The sequence below is a fragment of the Agrobacterium sp. ST15.13.015 genome, from assembly GCF_027871645.1.
In the GTDB taxonomy this organism is placed as follows: Bacteria; Pseudomonadota; Alphaproteobacteria; order Rhizobiales; family Rhizobiaceae; genus Agrobacterium; species Agrobacterium leguminum.
On sequence record NZ_JAQAHF010000013.1, the window covers coordinates 114,414 to 132,790 of the forward strand.

Sequence of the window (18,377 nt, forward strand, 5' to 3'; positions counted from 1 at the left end):
CGAAGACACCTCCCGGACCGCGGGGCGGGCGGCCCGGCGCAACTGCGGCCGAGCGTCCCTGCTGCGATGTCCGAGCGGGGCTAACAGCCCTGCGCGGGACGAGTGGCCGGGATGCGCAGGCGGCGGTTGAGCGCAAGCGGCGACTGGAAGACCGATCTGCGACCGGTTTCTTTTCCCTCTTCCTTCTTTTTGTCCTCCCTCCTTCCGGAAACTGCCGCTCACACTTTTGATAGTTCACAGCAACCGGAAACGCGCCTTAGGCTGTCGCAGCTCAAGGAGGTTTCGATGCACGATACAAAAGAGATATTTGCCTATCAGGTCGTTCCGGGAACAGACGAGATCCTTGCGTTCACCGAGACTTTGGGGCTCGCCTGGCAGGAGGCCTCCCGACATTTCGAGGGGCTGAAGGCCATGGACGAGAATGTCGAAGCGGGGTTGCGATCTACAAAGTCGGTTTGAAGAATCCGAGCCTCTCCGACTTCGTGACCGTCCTGAACGACCCGGAGGATATGAGCGGGCGGCTGATCGAAAAGATGGAGCGCGTCGAGGTGATTACCTGAGCGGGGGAAAACCGCGACGAGGATGACCGTCGTAGGGGTCGCTTCGATGAACGGAAATCAGGACAAAAAAAGAGGGCCACGAGAAAACTCGGGCCCTATAGGTATGAAGGTAATTTAAACCTCCAGAGGGGAACAGCTGCTGCGGCGGCACTGGGAGGAAAACCGCCATGTGCATCAGCTGTGAGCACTATGCTCAAATTTCGGTCGGAAGGAAAGCAAATATTGTGCAATGCAGCTATGCAAATGCTGCGTCGCATCAAAACCGCGATTCCATTCAAGCAGACTCCGCCGAGGCGGCGTCGTTCTGAACTGACGCGGCGGCAAGAGCGTCCTCGACGTCACGAAGCTGTCGGCGCTTTTCGGCAAGTTCGTCGGCGAAGGCGAAAGTGCCGCCTTCGCGCGAGCGATAGGAGACGAGCCGCCGGTGCGCATCATCGAGGCGATGGCGATAACGCTCGCGTTCCTCCTCGAACCCGTCGAGCGCATGCTCGAGGCGGGAGATGGCGCCGAGCGGTGTCACTGTGACCGCAAGGTCAATCTCGTAGGCGGCGCCTGTGCGCTGGAGCGTGGTGGCGTAGCGATAGCCGTCGCCCTTTCCGAAGCGCTCTCCCTCATAGACAAGATCGAAACCGCCGATAGATGCGAGGTGAACCTCGCCCTCCTGTTGGAGCTGGAGGAGCGTGAGAACCTCCTTCATCAGCGCGCGACCGGCTTCCTTGCGCTCATGGTGAAGCTTGCCCAGCACGGTCATCGCGAAGGCATCGCCGGCGGTCGGAACGAGCCGACCGATATCCTGGCCGATCTCGCCGATGCGGCGGGTCGACGTCTCGATGTCACGCTCGGCATCGCGCATCTGCCGGCGCACCGCATACTGGTCATCGTCATGGGCGGCGCGCAACCGTTCCAGTCGCGCGATATCGGCTTCGAGACCCGCTTTCTGCATCAGCCGCTCGTCGCCGGAGGCGATTGCCTTGGCCATGGCGAACTGGTTCGCCTGCCCTTCACCGAAGTCTTCGAGCCGGCGGATCGAAGTATCTCCGCTGAGCGCGGCGGCGATGAAGCGGGCCTTGCGCTCGTTGTTCTGCCACATGGAAGCGTCGAGGCTGCCCTCGGTCGCATAGGCGAAAATGTCGACGACATCGTGCTGATTACCCTGCCGGACGATGCGGCCTTCGCGCTGCTCGATGTGCGACGGCAGCCACGGCACATCGAGGTGATGCAGCGCTTTCAGCCGCGCTTGAGCGTTCACGCCCGTTCCCATCGTCTCCGACGATCCGATCAGGAACCGAATTCGGCCGGCGCGCACGTCGGCGAAGAGCCGTTGCTTGGCCTCGGTCTTCTTGTAGTCCTGCATGAAGGCGATTTCGGACGGGGGAACGCCCAGCCGCACAAACTCGTCGCGAATCCAGCGGTAGGCGGAAAAGCCGCGGGTCTTCTCGACGTTGATCGTGCCGAGATCGCTGAAGATCATCTGCGCGGCGCCGGGCAGGTCAAAGGGTTTGCCGTCCGGCCGGACGTAGGTATCGTCGCTCGTCTCTTGCCAGATGCGGAAGGCATTGCGGACGAGGAGGTTGAGCTTGTTGTCCTCCTCATTGTCGTTGGCCGGTATCACGAGGCGGAGATCGATCGCCGCATGGCGACCGTCGGTAATGACCGAGAGCAGGATATCGTCGCCGGGCTCAGCCGGTCCCTCGCGCATCTCGATCGCCTTGATGCGGGCATCGAGGATCTGCTGATAGGCCTTGAACGCCGGCGTCGGCTTGACGGTCAGGATCTGCCGTCGGCCGGTGGAGATATCAGGCACCTTGACGTATTCGCGGAGATCCGCCGGCATGACGACGTCGGCGAAAGCCCGGAACATGGCGATCAGTTCGGGCACATTGACGAAGCTCGCGAAGCGGCTGACCGGCTTGTATTTGCCGGACGGCTGGATCTCCAGCTCGGTCGTCGTATCGCCGAAGCAGGACGCCCAGGCATCGAATTCGTGTAAGCCGCGCTCGGCGAGAGCCTCGTGGCCGAGCAGGCGCTGGATCGAGAACATCTCACCGAGTGTGTTGGTGATCGGCGTGCCGGAGGCGAGCACCAGCGCGCGGCCCGGGTTCTTCGTTTCGAGGAACCGGGACTTCACATAGAGGTCCCAGGCGCGCTGCGAGCCGTTCGGGTCGATACCCTTCAGCGTCGACATGTTGGTCGCGAAGGAAAGCTTGCGGAACTCTTGCGCCTCGTCGACGATGATCTGGTCGACACCGATCTCGGAGATTGTGAGCAGATCGTCCTTGCGGGTCGCGAGCCCTTCCAGCCGTTCCTGCAAGCTTTCCTTCAGTCGCTCGAGGCGCTTGCGCGACACGCGGTCCTCGCTGTCCACCTTGGTCAGCAGATCCTCGTAGAGCTCCAACTCATCGTGGATCATCTGTTGTTCGAAGGCGGACGGCACGGCGATGAACCTGAAGGCCGAGTGCGTGATAATGATCGCATCCCAGGTCGCGGTCGCTGCCCGGCTCAAAAAGCGAAGCCGTTTGTCCTTGGTGAAGTTGGTCTCGTCGGCGACGAGGATCCGGGCATTGGGATAGAGTGCCAGAAATTCCCGCGCCGCCTGCGCCAGGCAATGACCAGGGACGACCAGCATCGCCTTGGCGATCAGGCCGAGACGTCGTTGTTCCATGATCGCGGCCGCCATCGTCATCGTCTTGCCCGCGCCGACGGCGTGGGCGAGATAGGTCGATCCGGAGGAGATGATCCGCCAGATGCCGCGTTTCTGGTGCCCATAAAGAACAAAGGCGCCAGAGGCGCCGGGAAGTTTCAGATGCGATCCGTCGAATTTTCGAGGCGCGATGTTGTTGAACCGGTCGTTATAGACCCGCGCCAGCCGGTCGGTGCGATCCGGATCGGTCCAAACCCAGTTTTGGAAGGCTTCCTTGATTTTCTGCAGCTTGTCGCGCGCCGCCTCGGTATCGACGACGTTCAGGACCCTCCGCTCGCCACCGGCATCCTTGTAGATATCGAAAATCTGGGGAACACGGCTGTTCAGCGCGTCGCCGAGCAACTCGCCGGCATCACGGCGGCTGGTGCCCCACTCCGATGTGCCGGCGGCGCAGTAGCCAAGCTGCCGTGCTTCCACCGTCCAGCTGCCCAATTCCGGCATATGGTGGATCCTGATCTCGGCACCCATCATCTCCTTCACGAAGGCGACGACGTCGCTGGCCGGAATCCAGGGCGCACCGAGACGTGCGGTGATGTCGGACGGGCGAAGATCGGCGGGTTGGACTGCCTGAAGCGCGCGGACGTTACGCTCGTAGGCTGGATCGAGTGCCGCGGCAGCTTCGGCGACACCAAGCTTGGTGCGGACCGCACCGGAGAGGTAGGCATCCGACGTCTGCCAGGAGCCATCGGCGGGATCCTGGAAAATCGCATCGCCGAGCTCGTCGACGACGGCATCGGCATGTCTGTGCAGCAGTTCGGCGATATGCTCGACATCGACGCGGCCACGTTCGTTGAGCACCACGGCCAACGCATCCGCCGCACTGGTGATTTCGGGCGGCGCAGGCGGCGCGATGACCCGTTCGGAAAAGATCGGGCGCGGTTTTGCGGTATCGGTGTCGAGGTCGTAGTCCTCGATCGAGGCGACCAGCCAGCAATCGGGATCGTCGAGGAAAGGCTGCAGGTTTGGACGGCGGTGCGTTTCGCGCACCTCGCCGGATTCCTCGTCCTCGCTGATCGAGACGGTGGTGTGGTTGATCGGACCGAAATCACGCACGAAGCTCGACCAGGCGATGCGCAAGCGAACCTGCAGATCACGCCACGGCCGATCCTGCTCCTGGGCCCTCAGCACCTCACGCACCGCGTCGCGGATTGGGATCAGCTTCTTGATGATCCCGACGTGCTTTTCCGGGATGCCGTCCCCGGTGCGCCCCTTGCGGACTTTGACCTCCACGGGTGCGCCGTCCACCATCTGCATCAGGCCGTGCCTGTTATCGATGAAGAAGCTACCCTCACGGACCTTGGCGTCACCGGGGCGAAGATCGATGATCTCGCCGAGCTCGTCCTCGAGGTCGACGTCGATTGCGGTCGGCTCACCGTCATAGCGGCCTTCAGGCAGCAGGCGAACGACGTTCTTTAGAGCCGCCTGCAGGTCCTCGCCAGCGCGTGGCTGGCATGTATAGGTCTCGCCGAACGGTCCGGAGGTCAGGGCATGATCGCCGAGGACGAAATTAGGATGCTCTGCAAACCAGCGGTTCACGCGAACTGCGCCCTCGTCTTGGCTTTCGGGCCGCACCTCCTCGAGATCGAGCCATGACAGATCGCTTGTCGGTTCGCCGACCTTGCGCTTGCGGAAGAACAGAAGGTCGACCACGACATCCGTGCCAGCATCGCGGCGGAAACTCCCCTCCGGCAATCGGATCGCGGCAATCAGGTCGGCGGTTTTGGCGATGTACTCACGCGCGGTCGCGTCGGCCTTGTCCATCGTGCCGGAACTGGTGACGAACGCGGCGAGCGCGCCGGGCTTCAGCAGGTCGATCGAACGGGTGATGAAGTAGTCGTGCAGCCTGAGACCGAGTGAGCGATAGGTCCGGTCAGACCGGACGGTGCGATCGGAGAAGGGTGGATTGCCAATGGCGAGATCGTAGATCGGCGCCAGATCGGCGCGCGCAAAATCGCCATTGATGATGCGGGCCTTAGGCTGCAGCAGCTTGACGATCCGGGCCGTGACGGGATCGAGTTCGACGCCGGTGACGAAGGTCCTGTCGCGAAAGGCCGCCGGCATCAGAGCCGGAAACAGGCCCGTACCGATACCCGGCTCGAGCATGCGGCCGCCACACCAGCCCAGGCGCTGCAAGCCCGACCAGATTGCCCGGATGATGAACTCCGGCGTGAAATGGGCATATTGCGTGCAGCGGGCGAGCGACGCGTAGTCGGCATCTGAAACGGCACTTTCGAGCGAGCCACCGAGCTCGCCCCACCCGGCCCGGAAATCGACTTCGCCGGGGCGGCGGAACATACCGTTCGCCAGTTCGCTGGCGCCGAAGCCGGTGAAGCGGATGAGTTGCGCCTGCTCCTTCGCGTTGGCTGGCCGATCCTGCTTCTCGATGTTGTTCGCGATCAGGATCGCCGCAACATTGGCGCGAGCGCGATCCTTCCAGGATCCGGCCAAGCCCCGATCCGCATCGTCGAGGTAGAAGTTGCACCGGTTGCCCTGGCGCCGGGGCGCCGGACGTTCTATCGCCGCGGCCGGCAAGGCCGGGGAGGGAGAGGGCGGCGTCGGTTCCGGGTCATCGTCGTTGGCCGCGACCGTATCGAAGCCGCCGAACGGTGTGACGCCCAGGCCGAGGCCTGATGACAGCGCGCTGCTGCCGAACATGTCGAGAGTGAAGGGATCGTTGCTCATGGAGGTTTCCTCGGAAAATGGCGAGCGTCATCACCCCGCGGGAAGCACTTGCGGGGATTAAAGGGAGCTCAAGGGTTTGGGATAGGTGGCCAAACGGGCCGGACTGGTCGCGAATTGCCTAGGGCTTCGCGACCAGGAAGAGCTGCATCGAGTCCTGAAGGAATGCGATACGCAGGTGCGTCGCCTCCGGCGCGGCCGCCATCATCGCTTCGAGCTGTTCCGCATCGACGAAATCGACTCCGTCATCGCCGCCGAATGTCCGGCGTTTGACTGCGAACCAGTCGTCATTGGTGCGGGGATCGCATTCCTCGGCATAAACGACCAAAGGCTTGGCGCCATCGGGCAGCTTGCCGTTCGACAGGAGGTAGACTCCTTGGTCGCCGACGAGCCAGAGGCCGGGCTTCTCGTCCTTGCCAGGGCGCAGGCCGTAGTAGGGGTTACGAAAGCCGCCATTGGCTTCGGCGTCGGCACGACTGCGGGCGACGACCTCGCGGACGGATGTAAGCGGGAAGGAAAGCATAGTGTGCCTCCCTCATGCGGCAATCGGCGAGGGGAGGTGGCGCAGCTGCACCGGCAGCTTCGCCGCGATCTCGTCGTCGGTCAGCTCGTCGAGCAGTTTCAGAGTGCTGCCCACTGCGCCGCCGTAGAGCATGATCGTGCGCTTGCCGCGCGCAGCTTCGTCCCAGCGATCGCCGGCATAGCCACGATAGTCGTCCGCCGTGATGCTCCAGATATGCTCCAGGCGTTCCTCGCGCGTCATGGCGCGCACCGGCCGGCTCTCACGCTCGATGATTGCCACGCGCATGCGCTCGACGGCGCCTTTGTCCGATAGATCGCAATAGCCGTGGAAATGTCGGATGACACCATCGATGCGCAATGCGAAGAACACTGATGTCACCGAACCCGTCAGATACTCGCGCATGGCGAACATCGACCCGCGGATCCAGAGCGGTGGCAGGATCTCGAACATATAGTCGTGCTCGGTCTCGGCGATCTCGAACCATTCGCCGGAATAGAGGAGCGAGGCGTCACCGTCCCAACGGTTCGGACGTTGAGCGTGCCGATCGAACATCCGGAACATTTGCTGGCGTGAGGCAACGCCGTGGAAGACCTTGCGGATTGCGGGAGAGGGATACATCTGCGGCTCCTTGGAGATGGTTCCGGACCGAAGTGCGGCACTGTCCTTCCGACCTTGCCATCCTCTTCAGTCCTTCATGACACCTCCCGGGCCGCCGGCATCGCGACCGGCCGGGTCAAGGGCCGGCTCGCCCGGGCGAAGCTTCCCTTGACGCGGGCGGCGCGAATGCGGCACGCCGCCTTCCTTCCTTTCCCTCTTTTCTTTCTCCCTGATTTTCAGGGTTTCGTTCCAATCCTCCTCGGGCGGGCGGAGCCGCGACCAGTCGCAGCCGACGGTATCCGCGAGCGCCCGCAAGCGCTCGGCAAACATCTCTCCTTGCGGATTGCCGTCTGTCGCGGCGACGAGGAGACTATCTGCTCGCGAGGCCATCTGCCGAAGCGCCGCCTCCGTCGACGGCGACCATCCGCCCCCGGTACTGAGATACACGGTTCCATCGCGCAGCCCCTCGATGGCGGCAAGGCTCATGGCGTCGATCGCAGCTTCCGTCACGGCCAGGCGCAACGCTGGGTCCGGTCCCAGACGGAAGAGGACCTTCGTTCCACCGGAGGCAAATCCCCGATATTCAGGACCGCGCGCCTCCCAGCCGGTCACAACTCCGGCATTGTCGGTGTGCGCTGCCCACATGCTGCCTTGCGGGCCTTCCCGCAGACGGTCTTGCCCGATCGTGGCTCGGAGCAGAGTGGCAGGAAGGAAGCGCTCACCGTTCAGATAAGCCCATGTCGACGAGCTGGGCCACGGCCGGCGGCGTGCCTGCCAACGCTCGGGTAAAGAAAGATCGAGGTCTCGGTCAGGCCTCGGCGCCTGCCATTCCGGCTCCGTGATCGCAAAACCAACAAGGCCGGCGACCCTTCCGGCGCCTTCGAGAAAGCCAACATGATCGAGATGTTCGACAAGTCCGAACACATCGCCTTTCGCATCGCCGAGCGGATCGAACCATCCGCGACCGTCATGGGTGACGATGATAATTTCGCCCGACCGGCGGAACTTCACCGCCCGCCGGGTACTCTCCTTTAGATCGATGGCGAAGCCCGCCTGCTCAAGAACAGCCGCGCAGCTCACCTGGTCGCGCAGCGCCTCTATTTCCTTTCTGTCCATGCTTTTCCTCATTGCCTTTCTTGCCCGTCGCTTCGCAGGCGCGCTCCACCCGCCGCGAAGAGCAAAGGCCGCAAGGGCGCGGCTGACAATTGTCGGATCATGCAATACCCGGCCGCGGCGCAGCCTCCCTTGCGGCCTGCCGCGCGCAAGCGGCACGCCGAAGGCACTGGCGGCCGGCTCAATGAGCCGGCCAGGGGAAGAACTCATTGACGATCTCAAGGGCGTCACCGGCGTCGATCTCGTCAGAAGGGAGGACGCCATATTCGCCGTCGACTTCGAAGACGGTGACCGGGACCATCAGGTCGCGGGAAAGCTGGAAGGCGTGGGACTGAGCGAGGGAAAGATCGTGCGACATATAAGAGGCTCCTGCGGGAGCGGGCCAATCCCGCTCGATGGCTCCTCAAAAGGCCCGGCGACGGGCGCGATCACCGCGAGGCGAAGCCGAAGCGGCCGCAGCTTGCTAGCGGACCCTTAACGGGTTGATCGTGGAAGATCCGGCGCCGGGCCAGGACGCCATCACAAAAGAGCGGGATTGGGCTGCTTCCGGGGGAGATGAACGGTTCGCGCACGCATTTCATACCATGCCAGTTTCGCGGCTGACTTCCGCAACACGAAGATGGTTTCCGCTTTCGACATTGCCGTTGACTGGCAATCTATCTCGTCCGGATCGTTTCCGACGGCGTTTCGCCAAAAGCCTGATAGTAGACGGCCGCAAACCGCCCCATATGGGTGAACCCTGCACTGCGTGCCGCGTCGGCGATCGACCGCGAGCCGGTATCGTCGACCAGCGCTCGGCGCGCTGCTTCGAGGCGGATCGTTTTGAGATAGCCCAAAGGCGTTGTGCCCTTGAACCGCTGGAAGGCGACCTGCAATGCTCTGACGCTCGTACCGGTCTCGCTGGCTATCGACGCAACAGTGAGAGGTTGCGACAGGTTGGCATGCATATACTCGATCGCCCGTTTCACCTGCCGGGGCACCGCCGGCGAGACCGGCCGCTCGAGCCGCGGCATGTAGCTATTGGGAACAACCTCCAGAAGTGCGATCATCGTCGACTCAAACAGCCGCTCGATGGCAGCCGGCGCCAATCGATCCGCGTCGGAAAGATTAAGACAGCTCCATACGAGATGGCCGAGTGCGGCCAGCCGCAGACCCTTCTCGGTGGTCAGATCGACGATGCGGTCGAAATGAAGGTCTGCCGTGACAGGCCCATCCAAGAGTTCACTGACCTGTTGCACCATCGCCGACTTTGCGAAGGAGAGGCCGATATAGCTGGAATGTTCATGAGGGGTCAGCTCATCGAACTGAGCGAGATCCTCCAGAAAACCAACTGCCTGTGCCGTCGAAAGGCGCAGTGCCCCCGAACGTGTCCCAGGCGTGGTGGATAGGGGCAGGTAAAGCAAATAAGCGTCTGGCGCGCCATCGAACGCCAGCTTCAGGGCTGAATGGCACTTTCCTTTCCAGGCGTGGAACCGGCCGACGATGTAATGGCTGTCCCCGACGCAAGACACGTGATCGCGATCCAGCTGACCAACCGGGCCGGCCTGCGCGATGTTGCCATGTCGGAGTGCAGCATGCTGCAATGGGCATCTCCAGGAGTTGAGTTTCGCCGCATAACCGGAGCGGCACCAAACTAGGCGTTCCCGCGGGAACCCTTTACATCCGTCGCGGCCATGGCCTTGACGAGGGATAGGACCTGACGGCGCAGTGCCGGCCTTGCTATCCTGGCGAAGGCGACGTTGAGGTCTCGCCCCTCGTCGGTATCGAGGAAGGCGCTGAGCTCCATCTCGGCGCCGGTGCCTGTCAGCCCATCGGGTTTTCCATCACGGCTCTGGCTGTCGAAGAAATACGACACCGGCACACCGAGCAGAGTGGCGACATTGAGCAAACGGCTCGCGCCGACGCGGTTCGTGCCCTTCTCGTATTTCTGGACTTGCTGGAACGTCACGCCCAAAGCCTCGGCGAGTGTGCTTTGGCTCATTCCGCGCACGCTTGCTCCCACCTCGACATCGATCGGGCTCGGCGCTTTGGCCTTGCTCTGATTGTTCACATGATTGGTCATTTCATCGCCATCCCTGTCGTTGAAAGGTCGTGGGTTTGCTGCTCGCCGCCCTGCGGCCAACATCAGTCGGGCTCCGAAAGGCTTGCCTTCTCGAGAGCCTCCTGCATCGAACTCGCCTCGAGTGCAGCAAGCGCTTGCTCGAGATAGCTTTCGATTTCAATGACGCTTCTGCCTTGGAGCAGGGCGATTTCATCAACAGTCTTTCCCATCGACACCCATCGAAGGCAGGTCTTTTCGATGGGCGAAAGCATCCAATGTTCCATGACCAACCTGCTTTCGTTGGTGTTTATTTTCATCCTCGAGCAACAGGGCGAACGATCCGCCCGATGGGTTTGCCCCTGACTTCCGCAGCGGAACGACTGGTGACCTACCTCCCGGTTGCCTCGCAGATCCGAAGAAAGCTTTCCGCGCGCAGACTGGCGCCGCCGACCAGAACACCGTCGACATTTTCAAGAGCAAGAATCTCGGCCGAATTCTCAGGTTTGACGGATCCACCATAGAGGATCCTGAGCTGTGCACCGATCGATCCATAGGCATCGATCAGACTGGATCGGATGCAGGCATGGGCGGCGAGAATTTCGCTTTGTTCGGGCAGCCGACCGGTCCCAATCGACCAGACCGGCTCATAAGCTATGACCAAGGCGAGCTCGTTCATTTCGGCGGGCAGGCAACCCTGCAGCTGGTTTTTGAGGACAGTAAGCGTCTCCTGGCGGAGATGCTCCGCTTCTGTCTCACCGACGCAAATTACTGGCATCAAGCCGGCGCTCACCGCAATCTCGGCCTTGCGCCTGACCATCGCGTCCGTCTCGCCCTGATATTGCCGCCTCTCGGAATGACCGAGTATGACGACGCGGGCGCGGGAATCGGCGATCATCCTGGCGGATATGTCGCCGGTATGGGCGCCAGCTTCCTGAGCGCTGCAATCCTGGGCACCGAGAAGAAGCCGGCTTCCGGCGATTATCCTCACGGCGGATTGCAGGAGCGTTGCCGGAGGACATATAGCCACATCCGCATTCAGCTCGCCGATGTTCCAGGCGACCTTTTCGATCTCGGCGAGATCGGCCGTAAGCCCGTTCATTTTCCAGTTGCCGACGATGAGCCGGCGGGGAGTGTTACTCAAGTTCTTGCCCCCGGTTAGTGGCTATATCGCTTCGCCATCTCGGCAAGCGGCAAGGGCTTGATGGCGGAGGCATGTCCGGCGGCGCCGAACTGCTCGTATCGGTCGCCGCAGACCGCTGCCATCGCCTCGATGCCCGGGGCGAGGTATTTGCGTGGATCGAACTCCCCGGGATGAAGGGCAAAGACGCGGCGGATCGCCCCCGTGAACGCCAATCGAAGGTCGGTGTCGACATTCACCTTGCGAACGCCGTGGCGGATGCCTTCCTGGATTTCCTCGACCGGAACACCATAGGTCGGTTTGACCTCGCCGCCATGCGCGTTGATCAGTTCCTGCAATTCCTGGGGCACGGACGACGACCCATGCATGACGAGATGGGTATCGGGCAGGCGGGCGTGGATCTCCTTCAGGCGCTTGATGGAAAGGATGTCGCCGTCCGGCTTCCGGGAGAATTTGTAAGCGCCATGAGACGTGCCGATGGCGATGGCGAGCGCATCCACCTTCGTCAAGCGCACGAACTCGGCAGCCTCTTCCGGATCGGTCAAAAGCATGTCGCGGCTGAGCTCGCCGTCAAAGCCGTGCCCATCTTCTGCTTCGCCGCGGCCGCTTTCCAACGAGCCGAGATGGCCGATTTCTCCTTCGACGGAGACGCCGACCAGATGCGCCATCTCCGAAACCTTGGCCGTGACGGCGACATTATTTTCGAAGCTGAGAGGCGTGCGCCCATCTTCAGAGAGGGAACCGTCCATCATCACCGAGGAGAAGCCGGCAAGAATTGCCGACATGCAGGTCGACGCCGAATTGCCGTGGTCCTGATGCATGCACACCGGGATATGCGGATACATCTCGATCGCCGCACGGATCAGATGCGACAGCGTCGCGTCGCCTGCAAAAGCTCGGGCGCCGCGGCTTGCCTGCATGATGACCGGGCTGTCGGTACGATCAGCAGCCTTCATGATGGCGAGCATCTGCTCCATGTTGTTCACGTTGAAAGCCGGGATGGCGTAGCCGTTCTCGGCGGCGTGGTCGAGCAATTGACGAAGGGTGACGAGAGCCATTTAAGAGCCGATCTCCTCTTGCGAGTGATGGATTTGGTGAAATTGCACCAGGCGTTGGATTTCGTTGCTCGAGCCGAGCAACACCGACACGCGCTGATGATGAGCCTGTGGTTGGATGCGAAGGATGTCTTCGGTTCCGGTGGATGCTGCACCGCCGGCCGCCTCGACGAGGAACGCCATGGGATTGGCTTCATACATCAGGCGCAGCTTGCCGCCGGCGCGGCGATTGGACTCGTCCGCCGGATAGAGAAACACCCCTCCGCGGGTCAGAATGCGATGGACGTCGGCCACCATCGAGGCGGTCCAGCGCATGTTGAAGTCCTGTCCGCGCGGCCCTGCCGATCCCGCAAGGCATTCGTCGACATAGCGTCGGATCGGCTCATCCCAGAAACGCTGGCGCGACGAATTCACGGCAAACTCGGTCGTTTCCGTCGGCACGCGCATGCGCGCGTTGGTCAGTTTGAATTGCCCGTCAGACGGATCCAGCGTGAAGCCGACCACGCCGAGGCCGAATGTGATAACGAAGAGCGTCGAGGGGCCATAGATGGCATAGCCGGCGCAGAGATACTCTCGCCCCTTGCGTAGAACATTGGTGTCGCCGTCCGCCTGGACCTGACTCACCGCAAAGATCGAACCGACGGAAAGGTTGACTTCAAGGTTCGATGAGCCGTCCAGCGGATCGACGTAAAGGATGAGGTCGCCAGCGGCTGGAGGTTTCAACCACGTGACCTCCTCCGCCTCCTCGGAAACATAGGCAGCAAGCGAGACCGCCTCGCCGCATGTTTCGCGAAACACACGATCGGCCAGGACATCGAGGAGCTTCTGATCTTCACCCTGGACATTCGTCGTGCCGGAGCTGCCTATATGGTTCTGAAAGGCTGCTTCCTTCAGGTGATCGGCAACAACGATCGCTGAGGCTGCTATGCTTTCAACCAAGCTTGCCAGGGCAGGATCGACTTTCGTCTCGTGGAGATAAGCGCCAAGTTCTATGTCCGGTGTGATTGTCATGTCGATGTTTCAACCTGTCTCGTAAATCCAGTGAGATCCGATTTCGTTACTCCGCTTCAGACGCAGTTCTGTCCGGCCAATGTAATTCGGTGGCGACCTCACGCCGCGCTCTGGCTGGCCGGTCTTTGGTGCGACAACTCCTCGGCGTTTGAGAACCCAAATTCTCGTGCATTTCCTTCGATCCTGAATTGCTGAACCAGGGCCAGCAGGCTGTCGGCCTGAGAGGCGAGTTCGCGGCTCGCGGCCGTCGTTTCCTCGACCATAGCCGCATTGTGCTGTGTCATCTGGTCCATCTGATTGACGGTCGAGTTGACCCCCTGCAGCGCACTCGACTGATCGTGGCTGCCGCGGGCGATCGTCTCGACATGCTGACTGATCGTGACGATCTGCGAGCTGATCTTCGCAAGGACCGAACCGGTTTCCTGGACCAGATGCGAGCCGGTATTGACCTCGGCCGTCGACTTGTTGATGAGGACCTTGATCTCCTTGGCCGCCTTGGCGGAGCGCTGCGCCAGTTCACGCACCTCCTGGGCAACGACGGCAAAGCCTTTGCCCGCATCGCCGGCGCGTGCCGCCTCGACGCCGGCATTCAACGCCAGCAGATTGGTCTGGAAGGCGATCTCGTCGATGACGCCGGTGATCTGCTCGATCTGGCGGGAGGCTTCTTCGATCCGGCCCATCGCATCGATCGCATTGTTGACGACGATGGCTGAATCGTCGGCGCTCTGCTTGGCCTGGCGGACGATCTGGTCGGCATCCTTGGCACGTTCCGCCGACGAGCGAACCGTGACGGTGATCTCGTCGACGGCGGCTGCCGTTTCTTCGAGCGAAGCAGCCTGCTGCTCAGTCCGTTTGGCAAGATCCTCGGCCGCCTCGGCCATCTGGTTGCCGTTGCCCTGGATCATTTCGACATTGTCGCGGATCTGGCGCATCGTCGCCTGCAGGTGCAGCATCGAGGCATTGAAGTCCTGCCGAAGCTGATCGAGCTCACCATCGAGGGGACGGCCGATGGTCACGGTCAGATCGCCGCTCGCCAGCTTGTGCAGGCCGGATGCAACCGCCTCGACAGCGTTACTGATGGCAGCCGCATCGCGGGTCTTGCGGAGGTCGTCTTCCTGGCGCTGTTGGCGCGCGAGTGACCTCGACTGTTCCGCCTCATTTTCCACGCGGATCTTTTCGAGCGCGTTGTGGCGAAAGACATCAAGCGCCCTTGCCATCTCGCCGATCTCGTCGCGCGTTTCGACGCTGCCGATCTTTTCATCGAGCTTGCCTGATGCAACCGCCTTCATGGAGGCCGTGAGCGCTTCGATCGGAGACTTGATGGTTCTGAGCAGCAGATAGCCGGCGACGCAGCCGAAGAGCAGGGCGATCACGGTCGTCACTAAGGATATGGTTTGCGCCTGGTCTTGGGCCGCGGAGGCATGGCCGCGCTGGATGTCGGCGAATAGAAGGATCTTGTTCCAGGCGTCATTCATGCTGGCGCTCGCAGCCTTGAAGGCGGCGTCACGTTCTCCGACCTTGACGAGGAGCTGGTCGAACCTCTCCGAGGTCCCGCCGATCACGTCGATGGCTTTGCTGGCCAGTTCCTGGATAGGACCGTTGGCGGCATGCTGTTCCTTGACCTTGCCCAGATAGAAGCCCAGGCCCTTGAGACGGCCCTTCACCTTCTTGAGGGTATCGTCGTTCATTCCACCCAGAAAGTCGGAAGCGGCGATCCGAAGTTCGTAGTTCATGGAATTGATCTTGTTCAGCGTTTCGGCGGTCGCCGCTTGTGCTGCCGCCTGATCGGCGGGAATGTTCAGATAGGTCTGCAGTTTGGACTGCACATCCGACAGGGTTGCGAGATCGCTGGAAATCCCTTCCCGCAGTTTCCTCTCGTCGCTGTGCATGTCCCAGAGGCCGTCGATCGTCCTGGAGACCTCTTCGGCAATCGTCCCGGCGGCAACCAGGCTCTGCCGTTCATCCTGCTCTTGAGCGAAGGACAGGCTCGTCGATATCTTAGCGCTCTGGTCTGCGAGCAGCGCCTTCAGCGCATCGCGCTTGGCCTCGGTCGCCTCGAGCAGGAAGGAGTTCATCCCGTCCTGGGCTTGTTTGATCGCAGACAGCGTGACCATCCCGCTCGAACTGCTCGCGAGCTGGGTATTCAGCATGTTGCCTGAGAGATAGTTGACGAGGCTCAAGCCTGCGATGCCGATCAGTATCGGCGTCAGCAGACAAAAGATTTTAGTCCGGATCGGTCCGCGCAACAGCAGGAAGTCAAAATGAATGCTCATGATTCTCCACCCAAGATAACGAGGTCCCATAATAATTATTCTGAGTGAATGAATATCCGGTAAAATTGATCTCGAATTAGTAATGTCTCAGGAATATTCGGCCGCGGCCGACTCCAGGATCTCCAGAATCCGGGCGGTCACTTCCTCGGGAACGGCGAGGCCGTCGACCTGAAAGTAGGGCGACCGACCCTTGTAGAACTCGCTCACCGAAAGGGTCTCGGCCCGATACGCCTTGAGGCGCAGTTCCAATGTCGCCGCATTGTCATCGGCGCGTTGTGCGCCGGCAGACTCTGCCGCCCTTCGGCAGATGCGGTCGTAAAGTTCTTCCTCCGGGACGACGAGCTCGATGACAGCAGTCAGGGAATGCTCCCCGAGCGATTGATCCAACGACGCCGCCTGCGAAATCGTGCGCGGAAACCCGTCGAGTACGAATCCGCGCTGAGCTTCCGGACTGGCAATCCGGTTGGCGACGATCGCCGAGACGGTATCGTCGGAAACGAGCCCGCCGGCTGCCATGGTGGCCGCGACCGCCAAACCGAGGGGCGTTCCCGCCTTGACCTCGGCCCGGAGGATATCGCCGGTCGATAGATGCGGGATGCCGAGCTTTTCGCAGATGCGCTTGGCTTGGGTCCCCTTGCCGGACCCGGGCGGGCCCATCAGGATCAGTCTCATGGGATAGTCCTTTCCTTCGGTCTAGGCCGCCTCGGCCCTGTTCTGGCGGTTGACGATCAGATCGTCGACGACAGCGGGATCGGCAAGCGTCGAGGTGTCGCCGAGCGACCCGAAATCGTCCTCGGCGATCTTGCGCAGAATGCGGCGCATGATCTTTCCCGAGCGGGTCTTCGGCAGGCCCGGCGCGAACTGGATCTTATCAGGCGACGCGATCGGGCCGATTTCCGCGCGGACATGCTTGACCAGCTGCTGGCGCAACTCCTCGGACCCTTCGCTGCCCGCCATCAGCGTGACATAGCAATAGATGCCCTGGCCCTTGATGTTGTGTGGATAGCCGACGACAGCGGCTTCGGACACGAGGTGATGCGAAACCAGGGCGGACTCGACTTCCGCCGTCCCCAGCCGGTGGCCGGAGACATTGAGGACGTCGTCGACGCGACCTGTGATCCAATAATAGCCGTCGGCATCACGGCGACAGCCGTCGCCGGTGAAATACTTGCCCTCGTAGGTGGAGAAGTAGGTCTGGATGAAGCGCTTGTGATCGCCATAGACGGAACGCGCCTGACCTGGCCAGCTGTCGGCGATGCAGAGATTGCCGTCGGCGGCCCCTTCGATGAGCTTGCCTTCGGCATCGACGAGCTCCGGCCTGATGCCGAAGAAGGGCCGAGTGGCCGAGCCTGGCTTCAGGTCGGTCGCACCCGGCAGCGGCGTGATCATGATGCCGCCGGTTTCCGTCTGCCACCAGGTATCGACAACAGGGCAGCGCCCGTCGCCGACCGTGTGATAGTACCATTCCCAGGCTTCGGGGTTGATCGGCTCGCCGACCGAGCCAAGCAACCACAGGCTGGATCGGCTGGATCGTTTGACGAAATCATCGCCGGCGCCCATCAGCGAACGGATTGCGGTCGGGGCGGTATAGAAGATGTTGACCTTGTGCTTATCGATCACATCCCAGAACCGGCCGGCATCGGGGAATGTCGGGATCCCCTCGAACATCAGCGTCGTTGCGCAGTTGGCGAGCGGTCCGTAGACGATATAGGAGTGTCCCGTGACCCAGCCGACGTCGGCAGTGCACCAGTAGATATCGCCGTGCTGGTAATCGAAGACATATTCGTGGGTCATCGAGGCGTAGACGAGATAGCCGCCGGTGGTGTGGAGAACGCCCTTCGGTTTGCCGGTCGAGCCTGAAGTATAGAGGATGAACAGTGGATCCTCGGCGTTCATTGGCTCGGGCGGGCAGTCGGCCGAAACAGTGGCTGCTTCCTCGTGATGCCAGAGGTCGCGGCCCGGCGCCCAACTGAGCGGGCTGCCGGTGCGGCGGATGACGAGCACGTTCTTGACCATGACATGACCGCGCGCGGCGATGTCGATCGCCTTGTCGACATTGGCTTTCAACGGAACCGGCTTGCCGCCGCGCAGGCCCTCATCGCAGGTGATGACGAAGGTCGATTCACAATCGACGATGCGGCCACCCAGCGCCTCGGGACTGAAGCCGCCAAACACCACGGAATGGATTGCGCCGATGCGGGCGCAGGCGAGCATCGCATAGGCCGCTTCCGGCACCATCGGCATGTAGATAGTGACACGATCGCCCTTCTTGACCCCGTGCTTCTTCAAGACGTTCGCCATACGACAGACGTGCTCGTAAAGCTCGCGGTAGGTGACCTTCCTGTCGAGCGATGGATCGTCACCTTCCCATATGATGGCGACCTGATCACCGTTTGTTGCGAGGTGCCGGTCGATGCAGTTGTAGGAGACATTGGTCTCACCGTCCTCGAACCATTTGATCGAGACATCCCCGGTAAAAGAGGTGTCCTTTACGCGGGTGTAAGGCTTGAACCAGTCGATGCGCTTGCCGTGTTTGCCCCAGAACTGCTCGGGGCTAGCGACACTCTCCTCGTACCATTCCTGGTACTCGGCCTTATTGATCAGCGCATGGCTCTCCACCGGTTTGGTGACCGGATAAATCTTGTCCGACATCAAAACTCCTCAAATGTCAGGCGGCCGGCCGGCA

At 61.7% G+C, this 18,377-nt stretch carries 14 protein-coding genes and 1 pseudogene; 1 reads left to right on the forward strand and 14 read right to left on the reverse strand.

What is annotated here, in order from left to right; all coding sequences use genetic code 11:
- The first annotated feature begins 285 nt into the window (after positions 1–285).
- Positions 286–459: a hypothetical protein gene (locus PIB16_RS20065; protein ID WP_236771566.1), complete on the forward strand. Its 174-nt coding sequence runs from the start codon at positions 286–288 to the stop codon at positions 457–459.
- 375 nt (positions 460–834) lie between these two features.
- Here PIB16_RS20065 and PIB16_RS20070 read toward each other — a convergent pair whose 3' ends face one another.
- The 14 genes and pseudogenes from PIB16_RS20070 to acs form a co-directional block, all read right to left on the reverse strand.
- Complete coding sequence (locus PIB16_RS20070; protein WP_012475975.1) at positions 835–5,943, reverse strand: DEAD/DEAH box helicase family protein; 5,109 nt, start codon at positions 5,941–5,943, stop codon at positions 835–837.
- 118 nt (positions 5,944–6,061) lie between these two features.
- Positions 6,062–6,463 (reverse strand): DUF3085 domain-containing protein, encoded by a 402-nt coding sequence (locus tag PIB16_RS20075; RefSeq protein ID WP_012475974.1) that lies wholly within the window; start codon positions 6,461–6,463, stop codon positions 6,062–6,064.
- Between the two features lie 12 nt (positions 6,464–6,475).
- Positions 6,476–7,081, reverse strand: a complete 606-nt coding sequence (locus PIB16_RS20080) for a DUF1419 domain-containing protein (protein WP_012475973.1) — start codon at positions 7,079–7,081, stop codon at positions 6,476–6,478.
- A 66-nt stretch (positions 7,082–7,147) separates the two neighbouring features.
- Positions 7,148–8,176, reverse strand: a complete 1,029-nt coding sequence (locus PIB16_RS20085; protein ID WP_077768135.1) for a DUF3991 and toprim domain-containing protein — start codon at positions 8,174–8,176, stop codon at positions 7,148–7,150.
- Positions 8,177–8,354: 178 nt separating this feature from the next.
- On the reverse strand, positions 8,355–8,531 hold the full coding sequence (locus PIB16_RS20090; RefSeq protein ID WP_162854299.1) for a hypothetical protein: 177 nt from the start codon (positions 8,529–8,531) through the stop codon (positions 8,355–8,357).
- A gap of 298 nt (positions 8,532–8,829) precedes the next feature.
- On the reverse strand, positions 8,830–9,756 hold the full coding sequence (locus tag PIB16_RS20095; RefSeq protein ID WP_077768136.1) for a helix-turn-helix transcriptional regulator: 927 nt from the start codon (positions 9,754–9,756) through the stop codon (positions 8,830–8,832).
- A 50-nt stretch (positions 9,757–9,806) separates the two neighbouring features.
- Positions 9,807–10,235, reverse strand: coding sequence for a helix-turn-helix domain-containing protein (locus PIB16_RS20100; RefSeq protein ID WP_077768182.1), 429 nt, complete (start codon positions 10,233–10,235; stop codon positions 9,807–9,809).
- Positions 10,236–10,297: 62 nt separating this feature from the next.
- Positions 10,298–10,498 carry a helix-turn-helix transcriptional regulator gene (locus PIB16_RS20105; protein ID WP_077768137.1) on the reverse strand — a complete coding sequence of 67 codons (201 nt, stop codon included), beginning with the start codon at positions 10,496–10,498 and terminating at the stop codon, positions 10,298–10,300.
- A 104-nt stretch (positions 10,499–10,602) separates the two neighbouring features.
- Positions 10,603–11,355 carry a triose-phosphate isomerase gene (gene tpiA / locus PIB16_RS20110; protein ID WP_077768138.1) on the reverse strand — a complete coding sequence of 251 codons (753 nt, stop codon included), beginning with the start codon at positions 11,353–11,355 and terminating at the stop codon, positions 10,603–10,605.
- A gap of 14 nt (positions 11,356–11,369) precedes the next feature.
- The gene (fba, locus tag PIB16_RS20115) at positions 11,370–12,410 is read right to left on the reverse strand and encodes a class II fructose-bisphosphate aldolase (protein ID WP_012475968.1); all 1,041 of its coding nucleotides are present in this window, start codon (positions 12,408–12,410) and stop codon (positions 11,370–11,372) included.
- Positions 12,411–13,418, reverse strand: coding sequence for a class 1 fructose-bisphosphatase (locus PIB16_RS20120; RefSeq protein ID WP_012475967.1), 1,008 nt, complete (start codon positions 13,416–13,418; stop codon positions 12,411–12,413). It lies immediately after the preceding gene.
- Positions 13,419–13,516: 98 nt separating this feature from the next.
- Positions 13,517–14,752: pseudogene (locus PIB16_RS26790) on the reverse strand (methyl-accepting chemotaxis protein); the annotation flags it as partial.
- A gap of 1,026 nt (positions 14,753–15,778) precedes the next feature.
- Complete coding sequence (locus tag PIB16_RS20130; RefSeq protein WP_012475965.1) at positions 15,779–16,363, reverse strand: adenylate kinase; 585 nt, start codon at positions 16,361–16,363, stop codon at positions 15,779–15,781.
- Between the two features lie 21 nt (positions 16,364–16,384).
- The gene (gene acs / locus PIB16_RS20135) at positions 16,385–18,343 is read right to left on the reverse strand and encodes an acetate--CoA ligase (protein ID WP_077768139.1); all 1,959 of its coding nucleotides are present in this window, start codon (positions 18,341–18,343) and stop codon (positions 16,385–16,387) included.
- Between the last annotated feature and the right edge of the window lie 34 nt (positions 18,344–18,377).

Coding starts and splice junctions, on each gene's coding strand:
- PIB16_RS20065 (WP_236771566.1), top strand. CDS start 286: ATGCACGATACAAAAGAGATATTTGCCTATCAGGTCGTTCCGGGAACA.
- PIB16_RS20070 (WP_012475975.1), bottom strand. CDS start 5,943: ATGAGCAACGATCCCTTCACTCTCGACATGTTCGGCAGCAGCGCGCTG.
- PIB16_RS20075 (WP_012475974.1), bottom strand. CDS start 6,463: ATGCTTTCCTTCCCGCTTACATCCGTCCGCGAGGTCGTCGCCCGCAGT.
- PIB16_RS20080 (WP_012475973.1), bottom strand. CDS start 7,081: ATGTATCCCTCTCCCGCAATCCGCAAGGTCTTCCACGGCGTTGCCTCA.
- PIB16_RS20085 (WP_077768135.1), bottom strand. CDS start 8,176: ATGGACAGAAAGGAAATAGAGGCGCTGCGCGACCAGGTGAGCTGCGCG.
- PIB16_RS20090 (WP_162854299.1), bottom strand. CDS start 8,531: ATGTCGCACGATCTTTCCCTCGCTCAGTCCCACGCCTTCCAGCTTTCC.
- PIB16_RS20100 (WP_077768182.1), bottom strand. CDS start 10,235: ATGACCAATCATGTGAACAATCAGAGCAAGGCCAAAGCGCCGAGCCCG.
- PIB16_RS20105 (WP_077768137.1), bottom strand. CDS start 10,498: ATGGAACATTGGATGCTTTCGCCCATCGAAAAGACCTGCCTTCGATGG.
- fba (WP_012475968.1), bottom strand. CDS start 12,410: ATGGCTCTCGTCACCCTTCGTCAATTGCTCGACCACGCCGCCGAGAAC.
- PIB16_RS20120 (WP_012475967.1), bottom strand. CDS start 13,418: ATGACAATCACACCGGACATAGAACTTGGCGCTTATCTCCACGAGACG.
- PIB16_RS20130 (WP_012475965.1), bottom strand. CDS start 16,363: ATGAGACTGATCCTGATGGGCCCGCCCGGGTCCGGCAAGGGGACCCAA.
- acs (WP_077768139.1), bottom strand. CDS start 18,343: ATGTCGGACAAGATTTATCCGGTCACCAAACCGGTGGAGAGCCATGCG.